Annotated in this window: 16 protein-coding genes; 1 reads left to right on the top strand and 15 read right to left on the bottom strand. The window is 41.3% G+C overall.

What is annotated here, in order from left to right; all coding sequences use genetic code 11:
• Window positions 1-113: 113 nt before the first annotated feature.
• A complete protein-coding gene (locus tag MK409_RS00895; RefSeq protein WP_268705002.1) occupies window positions 114-1,736 on the bottom strand; it encodes a putative polysaccharide biosynthesis protein in 1,623 nt (540 codons plus the stop codon).
• Between the two features lie 105 nt (window positions 1,737-1,841).
• On the opposite strand from MK409_RS00895, the gene MK409_RS00890 reads away from it, so the two are divergent.
• Window positions 1,842-3,287 carry a UDP-N-acetylmuramoyl-L-alanyl-D-glutamate--L-lysine ligase gene (locus tag MK409_RS00890; protein WP_268705001.1) on the top strand — a complete coding sequence of 482 codons (1,446 nt, stop codon included), beginning with the start codon at window positions 1,842-1,844 and terminating at the stop codon, window positions 3,285-3,287.
• 35 nt (window positions 3,288-3,322) lie between these two features.
• Here the strand turns inward: MK409_RS00890 and MK409_RS00885 are convergent, their stop codons facing one another.
• From MK409_RS00885 to asnS, 14 genes are all read right to left on the bottom strand, one after another.
• Window positions 3,323-3,523, bottom strand: a complete 201-nt coding sequence (locus MK409_RS00885; protein ID WP_000051185.1) for a CsbD family protein — start codon at window positions 3,521-3,523, stop codon at window positions 3,323-3,325.
• Between the two features lie 102 nt (window positions 3,524-3,625).
• Window positions 3,626-4,276, bottom strand: a complete 651-nt coding sequence (locus tag MK409_RS00880) for a DUF1803 domain-containing protein (protein WP_268705000.1) — start codon at window positions 4,274-4,276, stop codon at window positions 3,626-3,628.
• Entirely contained in the window at window positions 4,260-4,772 is a 513-nt protein-coding gene (locus tag MK409_RS00875; RefSeq protein ID WP_268704999.1) for a YiiX/YebB-like N1pC/P60 family cysteine hydrolase, read from the bottom strand. The genes MK409_RS00880 and MK409_RS00875 overlap by 17 nt, the downstream gene beginning before the upstream one ends.
• A gap of 84 nt (window positions 4,773-4,856) precedes the next feature.
• Complete coding sequence (locus MK409_RS00870) at window positions 4,857-5,792, bottom strand: manganese-dependent inorganic pyrophosphatase (RefSeq protein ID WP_268704998.1); 936 nt, start codon at window positions 5,790-5,792, stop codon at window positions 4,857-4,859.
• Window positions 5,793-5,877: 85 nt separating this feature from the next.
• Window positions 5,878-6,162 carry a GIY-YIG nuclease family protein gene (locus tag MK409_RS00865; RefSeq protein ID WP_268704997.1) on the bottom strand — a complete coding sequence of 95 codons (285 nt, stop codon included), beginning with the start codon at window positions 6,160-6,162 and terminating at the stop codon, window positions 5,878-5,880.
• A complete protein-coding gene (locus MK409_RS00860; RefSeq protein WP_268704996.1) occupies window positions 6,152-6,901 on the bottom strand; it encodes a tRNA1(Val) (adenine(37)-N6)-methyltransferase in 750 nt (249 codons plus the stop codon). Before MK409_RS00860 ends, MK409_RS00865 begins: the two co-directional genes overlap by 11 nt.
• Window positions 6,902-6,954: 53 nt before the next feature.
• Window positions 6,955-7,314 carry a S1 RNA-binding domain-containing protein gene (locus MK409_RS00855; RefSeq protein ID WP_000689613.1) on the bottom strand — a complete coding sequence of 120 codons (360 nt, stop codon included), beginning with the start codon at window positions 7,312-7,314 and terminating at the stop codon, window positions 6,955-6,957.
• A gap of 1 nt (window position 7,315) precedes the next feature.
• The gene (locus MK409_RS00850; RefSeq protein WP_268704995.1) at window positions 7,316-8,716 is read right to left on the bottom strand and encodes a bifunctional Cof-type HAD-IIB family hydrolase/peptidylprolyl isomerase; all 1,401 of its coding nucleotides are present in this window, start codon (window positions 8,714-8,716) and stop codon (window positions 7,316-7,318) included.
• An 81-nt stretch (window positions 8,717-8,797) separates the two neighbouring features.
• On the bottom strand, window positions 8,798-9,307 hold the full coding sequence (locus tag MK409_RS00845) for a GNAT family N-acetyltransferase (RefSeq protein WP_268704994.1): 510 nt from the start codon (window positions 9,305-9,307) through the stop codon (window positions 8,798-8,800).
• A gap of 284 nt (window positions 9,308-9,591) precedes the next feature.
• Window positions 9,592-9,831, bottom strand: coding sequence for a 30S ribosomal protein S18 (rpsR, locus tag MK409_RS00840; RefSeq protein ID WP_000068664.1), 240 nt, complete (start codon window positions 9,829-9,831; stop codon window positions 9,592-9,594).
• A 31-nt stretch (window positions 9,832-9,862) separates the two neighbouring features.
• Window positions 9,863-10,333: a single-stranded DNA-binding protein SsbA gene (gene ssbA, locus MK409_RS00835; protein WP_000609596.1), complete on the bottom strand. Its 471-nt coding sequence runs from the start codon at window positions 10,331-10,333 to the stop codon at window positions 9,863-9,865.
• 11 nt (window positions 10,334-10,344) lie between these two features.
• Window positions 10,345-10,635: a 30S ribosomal protein S6 gene (gene rpsF / locus MK409_RS00830; protein ID WP_001151782.1), complete on the bottom strand. Its 291-nt coding sequence runs from the start codon at window positions 10,633-10,635 to the stop codon at window positions 10,345-10,347.
• Window positions 10,636-10,776: 141 nt separating this feature from the next.
• A complete protein-coding gene (locus MK409_RS00825; RefSeq protein WP_268704993.1) occupies window positions 10,777-11,985 on the bottom strand; it encodes an MFS transporter in 1,209 nt (402 codons plus the stop codon).
• A 133-nt stretch (window positions 11,986-12,118) separates the two neighbouring features.
• Window positions 12,119-13,462, bottom strand: coding sequence for an asparagine--tRNA ligase (gene asnS / locus MK409_RS00820; RefSeq protein WP_129325809.1), 1,344 nt, complete (start codon window positions 13,460-13,462; stop codon window positions 12,119-12,121).
• Window positions 13,463-13,512 lie beyond the last annotated feature (50 nt).

Raw genomic sequence — 13,512 nt, 5'->3', positions numbered from 1 at the left:
CATATTTTTTGCTACTAAATTTAGAAAAAGTTCTACTTTTTTAATATTTTGAACAATAAAACAACCTTTCTTTAATAGAAAGGTTGTAATTATAACTTTTATTTATAAATCATTTACGATATTTTCAATCGTGTCCGTAGTCGTTCTGCTTGAGCTTGGCCAATTATCTTGTCCAAGAGTCGTGTCCGTAGACTCATCAAGCCATAAAGACCTCCTCCAAGTCCTCCGATGAGAGCTACATAAAGGAAACTCCAGAAGCGTCCACTTGGCTGGAAGACAAAACCGACTAGCCATTGCAAGAAGCCAACTAGGATAAACATGACAAGGGTCAAAATAGTAATCAAGATAGTTCGTTTCAAGATAATCTTTCGACGAGCACCCGTTACCTGGCAGATGTCTCGGTACATCAAGACATTCGGAATGATCAAGCCGATAGTCGTTGAAATCAAGGGACCGTAGCTGTGGAAAATAGCAATGGTTGGCAATTGCAAGACGATCTTAGCAATGGAACCATAGACAAAGTAAAGAACTGCCTTGCGGTTGCGGAACATGGCCTGAAGCATAGGAGACAAGACCATATACAAGCCTAGGATAGTAGACTGCAAAACTGCAAAGACAAATAAGCCCATAGCCAGACTATCTGGTTTACCATAAAAGACTGTGTAGAGCGGTTCCCCTACCATGACAACTCCAACCGTTGCTGGCAGCAAGAATAAGAGGAGCATGGTCATACTATCTTGAACTAGGCGAGCTGCTGCCTGCAAGTCACCTTTTACATAGTTCTCCGTCAAAAGTGGCAAGCCAACACTACCAATGGAAACTCCTACAGAGATTAAAATCATGGTAATTTTATTCGGATTGGCAGAGAAATACGAAAACATAACAACCAAGTCTTCATTGCTATAGTTGGTGAACCAAGTCATGCTTCTGATAAAAGTCATCTGATCCAAGATTTGGAAAAGCTGGATGGCTGATCCTGTCAGAATAAAGGGAATGGCTTCCTTAATGGTATCGACTAAGAGACGCTTACTATTGATTTTATCCCGTGTTTCAAATACTCTTTTGAGCAAACCTTCTTGGACTAGGAAGTAGATCAGGACTGCAAAACTAGCCACCATCCCCACAAAAGCCGCAAAGGTTGATTGGGTAACTGCTGCTAGGTAGTCACCAGAACCCATCTTCATAATGAAGAAGGTCGCCATCAACATCCAGATGACACGAATCACCTGCTCAGCGATTTGGCTCATAGCATAAGGCTTTAGGTTGTTCATCCCTTGGAAGAAGCCTCGGATGACACTCATAGATGGGAAAATCAAGACCGCCCACGCCAAGCTCTGCATGATAGGTATCAAATCTTTCCCCACACCTGATAAATCTGCTAACCAAGGAGAAAAGAGATACAAGACCAAGGCAAAGGCAAGTCCCAAGCCAGTCATAAAGCCTAAGAAGCTTCGAATCAGGGCAAAACTATGCTCTTCCTCATGCATGGTATTGTATTTAGCGACCTGCTTAGCGACTGCAACAGGAATACCCGCAGTCGAAATCAACAAGAACCAAGCATAGATATTGTAACCCATGGTAAAGAGACCATTAGCCTTAGCAGCATATGTTCCCATCCAAATATACCAAGGGATAATGTAAATAGCCCCGAGCAAGCGACTGATAAAGTTACTAGCTGTAAGCCAGGCAGTCCCACGTAACATCTGGGCCTGCTGATGATTATTTTCGTTAGACATAACTTCCTCATTCATTTTTAATAACTAGGAAATGTTCCTTATCTTCCATTATAAACTTTTCCTTGTTACTTGTAAAATTCAGACTTTCGGTTTACAATAGAAAGTATGATAAAGATTGAAACCGTATTAGATATTTTAAAGAAAGACAATCTCTTCCGTGAGATTATCGACCAAAGACATTACCACTATAACTTTAATGATGTAACTTTTGGTAGCATCTGCTACGATAGCCGAAAAGCACAAGAAAATAGTCTCTTTTTTGTAAAAGGAGCTGCTTTTAAGAAGGAATTTCTTCTTTCGGCAATCTCACAAGGACTCGGTTGGTATGTAGCCGAGCAAGACTACGAGGTCGGTATTCCTGCTATTATCGTGAACGACATTAAGAAAGCCATGAGTTTGATTGCCATGGAATTTTATGGTAATCCACAAGAGAAACTCAAAATTCTCGCCTTCACAGGAACCAAGGGTAAGACAACTGCAGCCTATTTTGCCTATAACATCTTGGCTCAACATCATCGCCCTGCTATGTTGTCTACTATGAATACAACCTTAGATGGTAAGACCTTCTTTAAGTCTGCACTCACAACTCCTGAAAGTATCGATCTCTTTGATATGATGGCTCAAGCTGTTCATAACGGAAGAACCCATCTCATCATGGAAGTCTCCAGTCAAGCATACTTGGTTAAGCGAGTCTACGGCCTCACTTTCGATGTAGGAGTCTTTCTCAATATCAGTCCTGACCATATTGGTCCTATTGAGCATCCAACTTTTGAAGATTACTTCTACCACAAACGTCTCTTGATGGAAAATAGTCACGCAGTAGTTATCAATAGCGTTATGGATCACTTCTCTGTCTTAAAAGAACAAGTAGAAAAACAAGAACATGACTTCTACGGTAGCCAATCTGATAACCAAATCGAGAACTCCAAAGCCTTTAGCTTCTCAGCTACAGGAAAACTCGCTGGCGATTATGATATCCAGTTGATTGGCCACTTCAACCAAGAAAACGCCGTTGCTGCAGGACTTGCCTGCCTTCGTCTCGGAGCCAGTCTTGAAGATATCAAAAAAGGAATTGCTACAACCCGCGTTCCTGGACGTATGGAAGTCCTCACACAGAAAAATGGTGCCAAGGTCTTCATCGACTACGCCCACAATGGTGACAGTCTGAAAAAACTGATTTCTGTGGTTGAAACCCATCAAACTGGAAAAATCGCTCTGGTTCTCGGTTCGACTGGAAACAAGGGTGAAAGTCGTCGCAAAGACTTTGGACTCCTTCTCAATCAACATCCTGAAATTCAAGTCTTTCTCACCGCTGATGACCCCAACTATGAAGATCCAATGGCCATTGCTGAAGAAATCAGCGGCTATATCAGTCATCCTGTTGAAAAGATTGCCGATCGTGAAGAAGCCATCAAGGCGGCGATGGCCATCACAAATCAAGAACTCGATGCTGTCATTATTGCAGGTAAGGGAGCTGATTGCTACCAAATCGTTAATGGAGTGAAAGAATCCTACCCTGGTGACGCTGCTATCGCAGAACGTTACCTATAAAATCAAAAAATCAAGGGAAGTTTTCCCTTGATTTTTTAGTCTTCTTTCTTAAATGAGTTTTTAAGACCTTCAACGGCACCTTCTACAGCACCTTTAGCATCTTCAACAACTTCTTTAGCTTTGGCAACTGTTTTTTCTACAGCACCTTCTGCTTCTGTTTTGCTATCGCCAGTAACTTTACCAAATCCTTCTTTGATAGCACCAGTTGCTTGTTCCAATTTATTTTCAAGTGACATAGCTCTGTCTCCTTTTTGTTTTAATACGATAATGGTTATCGCTTACATTTAGTTTATGCTTATTCTTTGGCAAAGTCAAACAATCTGCTCAAAAGCAAACAATTAAGACAAATAGAAAGACAAGCGTTGCTTGTCAAAATCAACAGCCAACTCATACTTTCCTTCTTCATTTTGAACAATATAACCCAAGACGACTAAACTCTCAACGAAGATATCACGCCGTTTCTGCATGAGCTGGTCCTTTTTGAGGAACTTGAGCAAAAACGTCGTCATATACTTGAGAGCATACTCAGGATTGACATCTCCTAAAATAGCATAAAGTTCCTGCTGTTTTTCTGTTAAAGGAGATTGGTTCTTGACCTTATAGAAATAATTCGACAGGGTCATTTTTGTCCGCGCAAAATCCGTATATTCGACTAAAATGGCTGCATTGGTTTGATTGCGCAATTCTGTCTCAAAAGTCTTCTCTAGCAAGGCTTGATAGACTGGACTGTCCTCTCTGATAAAAATTTCTTGGTCAAGGGCTAAATCATCCGTAGATTCTAAAAAAGGGAGATTGAGAAAATAGCGTTTGTTTTCCCTTCGGATCAAGCCTGCCTTAATATACTCTTCCATCAGTTTATCAACTGCCACATCTGGAAACTGAGCCTTGATTTCTCGGAGGATTACATCATCATGCTGGTCCAGATAGTTCACCAAATCTATAAAAAATGGCTGTCGCGTCAAACGTGATGGATTAAAAATCTGAATCATGAAGATTCCTTTCTTTACATTCTAAAAGAGGAGATGCTGCCAACTGACTGGGATTGGTCCCTGGTTGGTTCAGAGGCACAGGAAGTTCGAGTTTCCTGTAGTATTCTCTCCAAAAATCACTGATCTCCTGCTCCCCATCTCCAAATTTCATCGGAACGCACTCAAAAATCGGTAGGATTTCAGCGATGTACTGGGAACAGTAAAAGCCAGGCCCATCTGGATAAAAAGAGGCATTATAGGGTGCACCTAAATGTTTGCTTGCTCTTTCCTTTACCAAGTCAGCTTCCATCTCTGGGTAGACATAAAGATCGTAGAGATGAGTCGGTTCAAAAAATTCTGATAGGTCTTGACAGATAACACCTGCTTGCCCACTAGCATGATAGATCAAACCGTCTAAAAAGATAGCTACATGACTATAGTTCCCAGTCGAAGTTTGGATAGCCTGCCCTATATCTGAAAGGTCCTTCACAAAAATCAAATCGCCATTTTCTAACATCTTTCTCTCCTAGAAAAAAAGGAGCCGAAACCATTTAGCTATAAGGAAACTACCGTTTCCTCATTTCAATTATCACTCAGACAATTACCCATTAAAACTTTCAGTCAACTGGGGCACCACTTGTTTCTTACGTGAAACGGCACCTGGAAGGAAAGCGTGGTTGTTTTCAAGTTTGAAGTTGAAAGCTGCTTCGACCTTGTCCATGTTTGACCCAAGAGCAAGGATTTCTGAGTTTGAGTTGACGATATCTGTAATCATCAAGACAAAGTCAGAGTAGCCATTTGCTGTATTGGCAGCTTGCATTGCAGCTTCAATTTCTGCTTGGCGTTCCAATACTTCAGCAATATCAACTGTATTCACTTGAGCTACACGAACCTTATTTCCGTTGAGTTCAAAGGTCTTAGCATCGATGTCAATCAATTCTTCAGCAGATTTGCTTGCCAAGTTCGTACCAGCCTTCAGCATAGCCAAACCGTACTCTTCCAAGTTGACACCAGCCAATTCTGCCAATTCAGGAGCAATGACTTTATCAGATGGGTGAGTTGTTGGTGATTTCAAAAGAAGAGTATCTGAAATCAAACCTGAAAGCATCAGACCTGCGATTTCTTTAGGAACTGCTACACTGTGTTCTTTGAACATGCGGTAAACGATAGATGAAGCTGATCCAACTGGTTCCAAACGCATGTAGAGTGGGCTTGCAGTTTCAAAGTTAGCCACACGGTGGTGGTCCACAACTCCGTAAACTTCTACTTCAGCGATATCTGACACTGACTGTTGGAATTCATTGTGGTCAGTCAAGATAACTTGTTCTGCACCCTCTGCTTTAGCAGATGTGATGACGCGTGGTGCTTCTACACCGAAATAGTTCAAAACGAAGGCTGTTTCCTCATTTGGAGTACCTAGAGCTACTGCTTCTGTGTCCAATCCATAAGCCTCTTTCGCAAGATAAGCAAAGGCTACAGATGACCCGATGGCATCTGAGTCTGGATTTTGGTGACCAAATACTAGAATCTTAGACATGATAATACCTCTTTAAATTTATTCATCTTATTTTAGCACTTTTTTCCTCTTTTGACAAAAGTAAGAGGAGTCAAAGGACTCCTCGTTAGATATCAATATGGTTGACTAGATTTTTCTCTTGATTTTCGGATAAAAATCGTTCTTTCTGTGGACGTTTCTTTCGTTTGAGGAGAGCTTCGGCAGACATGGCTTCTTCTTTGCTGGTAAAACCCTCTACATAGATGAGTTTGACTGGCAAGCGAGCTCGGGTATACTTGGCTCCCTTACCACTATTATGAACGGCAAGACGCCTCTTCACATCCGTTGTATAACCCGTATAGTAAGAACCGTCGCGACACTCCACCACATACATATAGGCCTTATGATCCATAGTAAATCTCTTGAATTTCTGGTGTATAAGAACCATCATCATTGTGAACGATGAGTGGTGGCAAGACCTTAAAGCCACTCGTTGAGCCATCCTTGATAGCTTCAATTAAGAGCATATTGGCCTCCTTCTCACGTTTCGGATAGACAAATTGCAAGCGCTTGGGTGCCAAATTGTGGCGTTTGAGCATGTCCAAGATATCCAAGAGCCGATCTGGACGATGAACCATAGCCAAACGGCCATTAGACTTGAGAATACTTTGAGCACTTCGACATATTTCTTCTAGGTTAGTCGTAATTTCGTGTCTGGCCAGAAGGTAGTGTTCACTCTCGTTCAGATTAGAATGTGGATCCACCTTGAAATAAGGCGGATTGCACAAAATCATATCCACCTTACTTCCTTGGATATGAGCAGGCATATTTTTCAAATCATCGCAAATAACCTGCATCTGCTCTTCCAATCCATTCAACTGAACCGAACGCTCTGCCATATCCGCCAAACGCTCCTGAATTTCCACAGAGAGAATTTTTGCCTTGGTACGACTACTTGCAAAAAGTCCTACTGCACCATTGCCAGCACAAAAATCCACAATTAAGCCATTTTTAGGGAAGCGAGGAAAGCGTGACAAGAGAACACTATCCACCGAATAGCTGAACACTTCTCTATTTTGAATGATCTTGATATCTGTCGAAAAGAGCTGGTTGATTCGCTCTCCTGATTTTAATAATTGTTCTTCTTTCATACTTTCATTATATCAAATTATGTTAATAGCATAAATTATTTAGATAATTGTATTTACGGCTTCTTTTTTAAATGTTCTAATGCTTCACGCGTCCAAACAGGCATCATTCGAGCAAGGGGCGCAAAACCATGCTTGATACGATCATTTGAAAAACGTCTCCGTCTTGGCAATTGATGTTTTTCTTCCTCCAAAGTACGGATAGAAAGACTGGCTTTCCCAGTGTATTCGTCAAAATCCACCACCTGAACTTGGACTTCATCGCCAATTTTTAAAATATCATAGATATTCTCAATAAATCCTGTCCGAATCTCCGAAATATGAATCAGGCCTGTCACTCCTGTTTCTAACTCAACAAAAGCTCCATAGGGCTGAATCCCAGTAATACGGCCATTTAGCTTATCACCGATTTTCATTTTAGTCCTCAATTTCAATAGTTTCAATTACGACATCTTCAACTGGCTTGTCCATTGCACCTGTTTCGACACCTGCAATTACATCCAGAACTTCATAAGAAGCTTCATCCGCAAGTTGACCGAATACAGTATGACGACGGTCTAGGTGAGGAGTTCCACCTTGGTCTGCATAAATCTCCGCAATTGGCTCTGGCCAACCACCACGAGCAATTTCTTTCTTAGAATATGGCAAGTGTTGATTCTGTACGATAAAGAACTGGCTACCATTTGTATTTGGTCCAGCATTGGCCATAGAAAGAGCGCCACGGATATTATAGAGTTCTTCAGAAAATTCATCTTCAAAAGCTTGGCCATAAATCGACTCACCACCCATACCAGTACCAGTGGGGTCTCCACCTTGGATCATAAAGTCCTTGATAATTCGGTGGAAAATCACACCATCATAGTAACCGTCTTTTGAAAGCGCAACAAAGTTTGCTACTGTTTTGGGAGCCTGCTCAGGGAAAAGCTTGATACGCAAGTCTCCGTGATTTGTCTTAATAGTCGCAAACGGACCTTCTACTGTTTCAATGTCTACTTGTGGGAAATGCAATTCTTTTTCTACCATACCAAATCCTTCTAAGGCATCAAAAATGCCATCTTCTTCTACTGTTTTTGTAATATAATCTGCTTTTTCTTTGATTTTTTCATGGGAAACACCCATAGCAACGCTGATTCCAGCATAATCAAAGAGTTCTAAGTCATTGAGACCATCCCCAAAGACCATGACATTCTCTGGTTTCAAGCCTAAATGCTCCACCACCTTAGCTACACCAGTTGCTTTGGATCCTGAAATCGGCACGATATCAGATGAGTGTTCGTGCCAACGAACCATGCGAAGCTTATCCGACAAAGAATCTGGCAACTGCAAGTCATCTCCTTTATCTTCAAAGGTCCACATCTGATAAATATCTGCTTTTTCATAGAAGTTGGGATCCACATCTAAGTTTGGATAAATCGGATCAATAGCCTCACTGATCATTTCTGTTCGAGTGGAGAGTTTAGCAGCATGACTGCCAACCAAACCATATTCAATCCCCTCTTGTTTTGTCCAAGTGATGTATTCTTCCACATCTTCTTTGGCAATCTGATGCTGATAAATAACCTGACCTTTTTTATCTTCTATATAAGCCCCATTTAGGGTTACAAAAAAGTCCGGCTTGAGCTCATGAATCTCTGGAACGACACCGAAAATCCCTCGTCCAGAGGCGATTCCTGTTAAAATCCCTTTTTCACGTAACTGCTTAAAGACAGTGGGAATTGTCGCCGGAATAAAGCCCGTCTTTGACGTACGCAGGGTATCATCGATATCAAAAAAGACGACTTTAATCTTCTTTGCCTTGTATTTTAATTTCGCATCCATCTCTCTACCTCTTTTCCATCACTCTTTCCATTATACCATAAAGTAGAGAAATCCCCTATCTTCAAAGAAATTCGCTATCTCTTATTCGAACTTCTTGGATAAGTACAGAACTAAATCATCATTATTTTGAATAGTTGCATTCATTTCCAAGGGCTGATTTCGATACCAAACGCCTGAACCATCTGGAATATAGTCTCGTTTGATGTACAATCTCTGGGCAGGTCCATACCCTGAGTGCAAACCTACTCCCAAAGTCACTTTGTCTGAAAAAAGCTTAACTCGATTTTCTGCCTCTTCCATCAAGAAATTTCCAATACCTTGATTTTGAAAGGGCTCAAAGACATTGAAATCTGAAAGCTCTGGAGCCATTCCAGCAAAGGGGCCCTGCTTAGCATCGGGTAAAATAGTAATGTAGCCCGCTACAGCACTAGTAAGGTCAGCAATTAACACTTCCCTCTCTCCACTTTCCTGCTCTTTAAAATATCGAGTTAAAATCTCCTCTCTACTTGGCCAACCTTGGCTGATAAATCCTCGAGATAGATCTTTAATGTCAGATTCTTGCATTTTTCTAATTGAACATGTCGTCTTCATAAGTTGCTCCTTTAAAGCTTTCTCCTACCATTATAGCACGATAATAAAGATTAAAAGAAAAAACCTAGTAAGACAAAAGAATCTTGCTAGGTTAAAAAATATCCCTGTCCAAAATAGCCCTATAAAGGTCTGAAAAGAGGTCCACTGGACCTGAAAAAAAAAGACCCGTTGGGGTCTTAATTCGCTTTCTAGTTTTCAAGCTCATGAAAAAGAGGTCCACCCGGACCTCAACTTGCTCTCTCATTTCAAGGCTCGTGAAAAAAAGACCCGTAAGGGTCTTTTCTTTAATCTTCGTTTACGAAAGGCATCAAAGCCATTACGCGAGCGCGTTTGATAGCTGTTGTTACTTTACGTTGGTTTTTAGCTGAAGTTCCTGTTACACGACGAGGAAGGATTTTCCCACGTTCTGAAACGAAACGGCTAAGAAGCTCAGTATCTTTGTAATCAACATATTCAATTTTGTTTGCTGCGATGTAATCAACTTTTTTACGGCGTTTGAATCCGCCACGACGTTGTTGAGCCATGTTTTTTCTCCTTTATAGTATTAATTGTCCATTAGAATGGTAAATCATCATCTGAAATGTCCAATGGATTTGTTGCTCCAAATGGATTTTCAGAACGTGAAAAGTCTGGTACTGGGTTTGCAGGTGCTGATTGACCAGCAGTTGGGGCAGAATAAGCTCCACCTGTATGTCCTTCGCGCACTCCGCGGCTTTCCAACATTTGGAAATTCTCAGCCACGACTTCTGTTACGTAGACACGTTGTCCTTGCTGGTTATCGTAACTACGAGTCTGGATACGACCTGTGATCCCGATAAGAGAGCCTTTTTTAGCCCAGTTAGCAAGATTTTCAGCCTGTTGGCGCCACATAACGACATTGATAAAATCAGCCTCACGTTCGCCATTTTGACTCTTGAATGTACGGTTTACTGCAAGAGTAAAAGTCGCAACTGCTACATTTGATGGGGTATAACGCAACTCAGCGTCACGTGTCATACGCCCTACAAGTACAACATTGTTAATCATAATTTACCTTCTTACGCGTCAAGTTTGACGATCATGTGACGAAGAATGTCAGCGTTGATTTTTGAAAGACGGTCAAACTCTTTAAGAGCTGCGTCGTCGTTTGCTTCAACGTTAACGATGTGGTAAAGTCCTTCACGGAAATCTTGGATTTCGTATGCAAGACGACGTTTTTCCCATGATTTTGATTCAACAACAGTTGCACCGTTGTCAGTCAAGATAGAGTCAAAACGTGCTACCAAAGCGTTTTTCGCTTCTTCTTCAATGTTTGGACGAATGATATAAAGAATTTCGTATTTAGCCATTGATATGTTCCTCCTTTTGGTCTAATGACCCCAAGACTTTGCAAGGGGTAAGTGAGGTTTGCTCACAATTAATTATTATACTAGAAATACTAGTAGATAGCAAGAGAAAAAAGAGAAAAAAGAGAAAAATAAAAAATAACTCTATTGCTTAGAAATAACATTCTCTTTCAGTTCTACAGCTCTGGCCATCTCTTTCAAAATGAAAAATAATGAGAAGCCGACTATTACTAAAAAGAATCCTAAGTAAAGGAAGGCTACTACAAAACCTAGAGTATCAATCAGCCAACCCGTTAGAGGAAAAATAACAATCATACTCAGGCTGAACATCATGGAGTAGACACTTAGCATGGTTGCACGTACCTCACTTGGGAGTCGCTTTTGTAAATCGTTGTCAAAAATCGGTTGAAAGAGAGCATATAAGGCGTTACTAATCAAATAAATCAAAATATAAATCAGCGGCGTACCAAAGTAGGAAAGTAAGTAGGTCACTCCCGTTAAGAGTACAAAAATTGGAAAGAGCTTTAAGGCGGAATATTTCTTTCCAATCTTACTCGCTAGATAAACTGCCCATATATTCAAAACACTACCGATTAGCATGACCATCGAAATCTGCCATCCTTCTAAGTCCGGCAGTTGATTTTGATAGTAAAAATAAAACATGCACATCAGTGTCCCGATGATTTGGGACAGAATCATCCAGCCAAAAAGACCGGGATTTCTCTGCAACTCCTCTTTGACAGTCAACATAATCTTTTTCATGGTCAGACGCTCAGATTTTTGCGCTTTAACACGAGGCTCTTTTAGCATCCAAGTTAAGAATAGGACGATTATAGAAGTGGCAATCACGATATAGTAGGTCAAGTGCAATTGACCATGGACAAAAAATCCCGCTAAAACGGTCCCCAAAGACCGAGTTCCTTCTGCTACTCCTGACATAAAACTTGAGATAGACAAGTAGCTCTCTTTTAATCCAGCCTCCACGGCCGAATCATAAACCATAGCTGCACTCGTCCCCGAATCAAAATTATAAGACAAGGCACTCACCACCATAGCGAGTGCGTAAATCCAAAAATTACCTTGTCCTAGTAACATGAGAATAGACGACGCAATCCCAGCAATCCGACTGAGATAAAGATTGGTTTTATAGGAATAGCGGTCAGCTAACATTCCAGAGGGAATTTCGCAAATGACACTGGTGGCGTGAAAAATACTTTCCAATAAGCCAATCTGCCAAAGCGACATCCCGTTTTGACTGAGAAATAGAATCCAAAAGCTGGTAATGCCTAGAAAGGCAAAAAATTCCACACCAACCATGAGACCGATATTCTTCCGATAATTTGGTTTAAACATCATTTCTCCTTTAACAAGTGTATATGTATCTTTGTGTTTGTCACTTGTCAATCCTAACTTTACATGTTCCTCACCTCTTCCTTCAAGTATGATAGTGTTTTGAAAAAACGCCTATTATGGCGTTTTAGTCTTCTTATGGTTTGATACGGTGCAACATACGTGGGAATGGAATCGCTTCACGGATATGTTTTGTACCTGCTGCGAAAGTTACCATACGCTCGATACCGATACCAAATCCACCGTGTGGTACTGTACCATATTTACGAAGGTCAAGGTAGAATTCGTATTCTGTACGATCCATACCAAGTTCTTCCATCTTAGCTACAAGTGCATCGTAGTCTTCCTCACGCATAGAACCACCGATGATTTCTCCATAGCCTTCTGGTGCAAGCAAGTCTGCACAAAGCACGCGTTCTGGATTTCCAGGAACTGGTTTCATGTAGAAGGCCTTGATAGCTGCTGGGTAGTTCATGACAAATGTTGGCACGCCAAAGTGGTTCGAAATCCAAGTTTCGTGTGGCGAACCGAAGTCATCTCCATGCTCCAAATGCTCGTAGTCAGCATCGGCATCATTTTCATGCTCTTGCAAGAGGTCAATGGCTTGATCGTAAGTGATGCGTTTGAACGGCTCTGCGATATAGCGTTTCAAAAGCTCTGTATCACGTTCCAAGGTTTCCAAGGCTTGAGGCGCACGATCAAGAACACCCTGAAGAAGGGCTTTTACATACGCTTCTTGCAAGTCAAGTGACTCATCGTGTGTCAAGTATGAGTATTCAGCGTCCATCATCCAGAACTCAGTCAAGTGACGGCGCGTCTTAGATTTCTCCGCACGGAATACTGGACCAAAGTCAAAGACACGGCCAAGAGCCATAGCTCCTGCTTCTAGGTAAAGCTGACCTGATTGACTCAAGTAGGCTGGAGTCCCAAAGTAGTCTGTTTCAAAGAGCTCTGTTGAATCTTCTGCCGCATTTCCTGAAAGGATTGGGCTATCAAACTTCATGAAGCCGTTCTTGTCAAAAAACTCATAGGTTGCATAGATGATAGCGTTACGGATTTGCATGACCGCTACTTGCTTACGAGAACGGAGCCACAAGTGACGGTTGTCCATCAAGAAGTCTGTTCCATGTTCTTTTGGTGTGATTGGGTAGTCTTGAGATTCACCGATCACTTCGATGTCTGTGATATCGAGCTCATAGCCAAACTTAGAACGCTCATCTTCTTTGACAATTCCTGTCACATAAACAGAAGTCTCTTGGCTCAAGTGTTTGATCGTTTCAAATTTTTCAAGACCAACTTCTTCGCCGAATTTTTCAATAAAGTTTGGTTTGAAGGCTACTCCTTGGAAGAAGGCTGTTCCATCACGCAATTGCAAGAAGGCAATTTTCCCTTTTCCTGATTTGTTGGCAACCCAGGCCCCAATGGTCACTTCTTGACCAACGTAGTCTTTTACTTCGATAATTGTTACACGTTTTGTCATAATCTATCTTCCTTTTCTTTAACTTGTCCGAAGACGTCATTACCCACTAT

Source organism: Streptococcus oralis, assembly GCF_026782375.1.
Classification (GTDB): domain Bacteria; phylum Bacillota; class Bacilli; order Lactobacillales; family Streptococcaceae; genus Streptococcus; species Streptococcus oralis_CL.
The sequence above is the reverse complement of the archived record's forward strand: the minus strand, read 5'-3'. Positions and strand labels throughout refer to the sequence as shown.

Bases quoted from the DNA above. Each gene is read 5' to 3' on its own strand.
- rpsR (WP_000068664.1), bottom strand. From the start codon at position 9,831: ATGGCTCAACAACGTCGTGGCGGATTCAAACGCCGTAAAAAAGTTGAT.
- MK409_RS00860 (WP_268704996.1), bottom strand. From the start codon at position 6,901: ATGAAAGAAGAACAATTATTAAAATCAGGAGAGCGAATCAACCAGCTC.
- MK409_RS00865 (WP_268704997.1), bottom strand. From the start codon at position 6,162: ATGGATCATAAGGCCTATATGTATGTGGTGGAGTGTCGCGACGGTTCT.
- MK409_RS00855 (WP_000689613.1), bottom strand. From the start codon at position 7,314: ATGAAAATCGGTGATAAGCTAAATGGCCGTATTACTGGGATTCAGCCC.
- asnS (WP_129325809.1), bottom strand. From the start codon at position 13,462: ATGACAAAACGTGTAACAATTATCGAAGTAAAAGACTACGTTGGTCAA.
- MK409_RS00895 (WP_268705002.1), bottom strand. From the start codon at position 1,736: ATGTCTAACGAAAATAATCATCAGCAGGCCCAGATGTTACGTGGGACT.
- MK409_RS00875 (WP_268704999.1), bottom strand. From the start codon at position 4,772: ATGTTAGAAAATGGCGATTTGATTTTTGTGAAGGACCTTTCAGATATA.
- MK409_RS00825 (WP_268704993.1), bottom strand. From the start codon at position 11,985: ATGTTTAAACCAAATTATCGGAAGAATATCGGTCTCATGGTTGGTGTG.
- MK409_RS00845 (WP_268704994.1), bottom strand. From the start codon at position 9,307: ATGAAGACGACATGTTCAATTAGAAAAATGCAAGAATCTGACATTAAA.
- MK409_RS00890 (WP_268705001.1), top strand. From the start codon at position 1,842: ATGATAAAGATTGAAACCGTATTAGATATTTTAAAGAAAGACAATCTC.
- MK409_RS00850 (WP_268704995.1), bottom strand. From the start codon at position 8,716: ATGGATGCGAAATTAAAATACAAGGCAAAGAAGATTAAAGTCGTCTTT.
- rpsF (WP_001151782.1), bottom strand. From the start codon at position 10,635: ATGGCTAAATACGAAATTCTTTATATCATTCGTCCAAACATTGAAGAA.
- MK409_RS00870 (WP_268704998.1), bottom strand. From the start codon at position 5,792: ATGTCTAAGATTCTAGTATTTGGTCACCAAAATCCAGACTCAGATGCC.
- ssbA (WP_000609596.1), bottom strand. From the start codon at position 10,333: ATGATTAACAATGTTGTACTTGTAGGGCGTATGACACGTGACGCTGAG.
- MK409_RS00880 (WP_268705000.1), bottom strand. From the start codon at position 4,276: ATGATTCAGATTTTTAATCCATCACGTTTGACGCGACAGCCATTTTTT.
- MK409_RS00885 (WP_000051185.1), bottom strand. From the start codon at position 3,523: ATGTCACTTGAAAATAAATTGGAACAAGCAACTGGTGCTATCAAAGAA.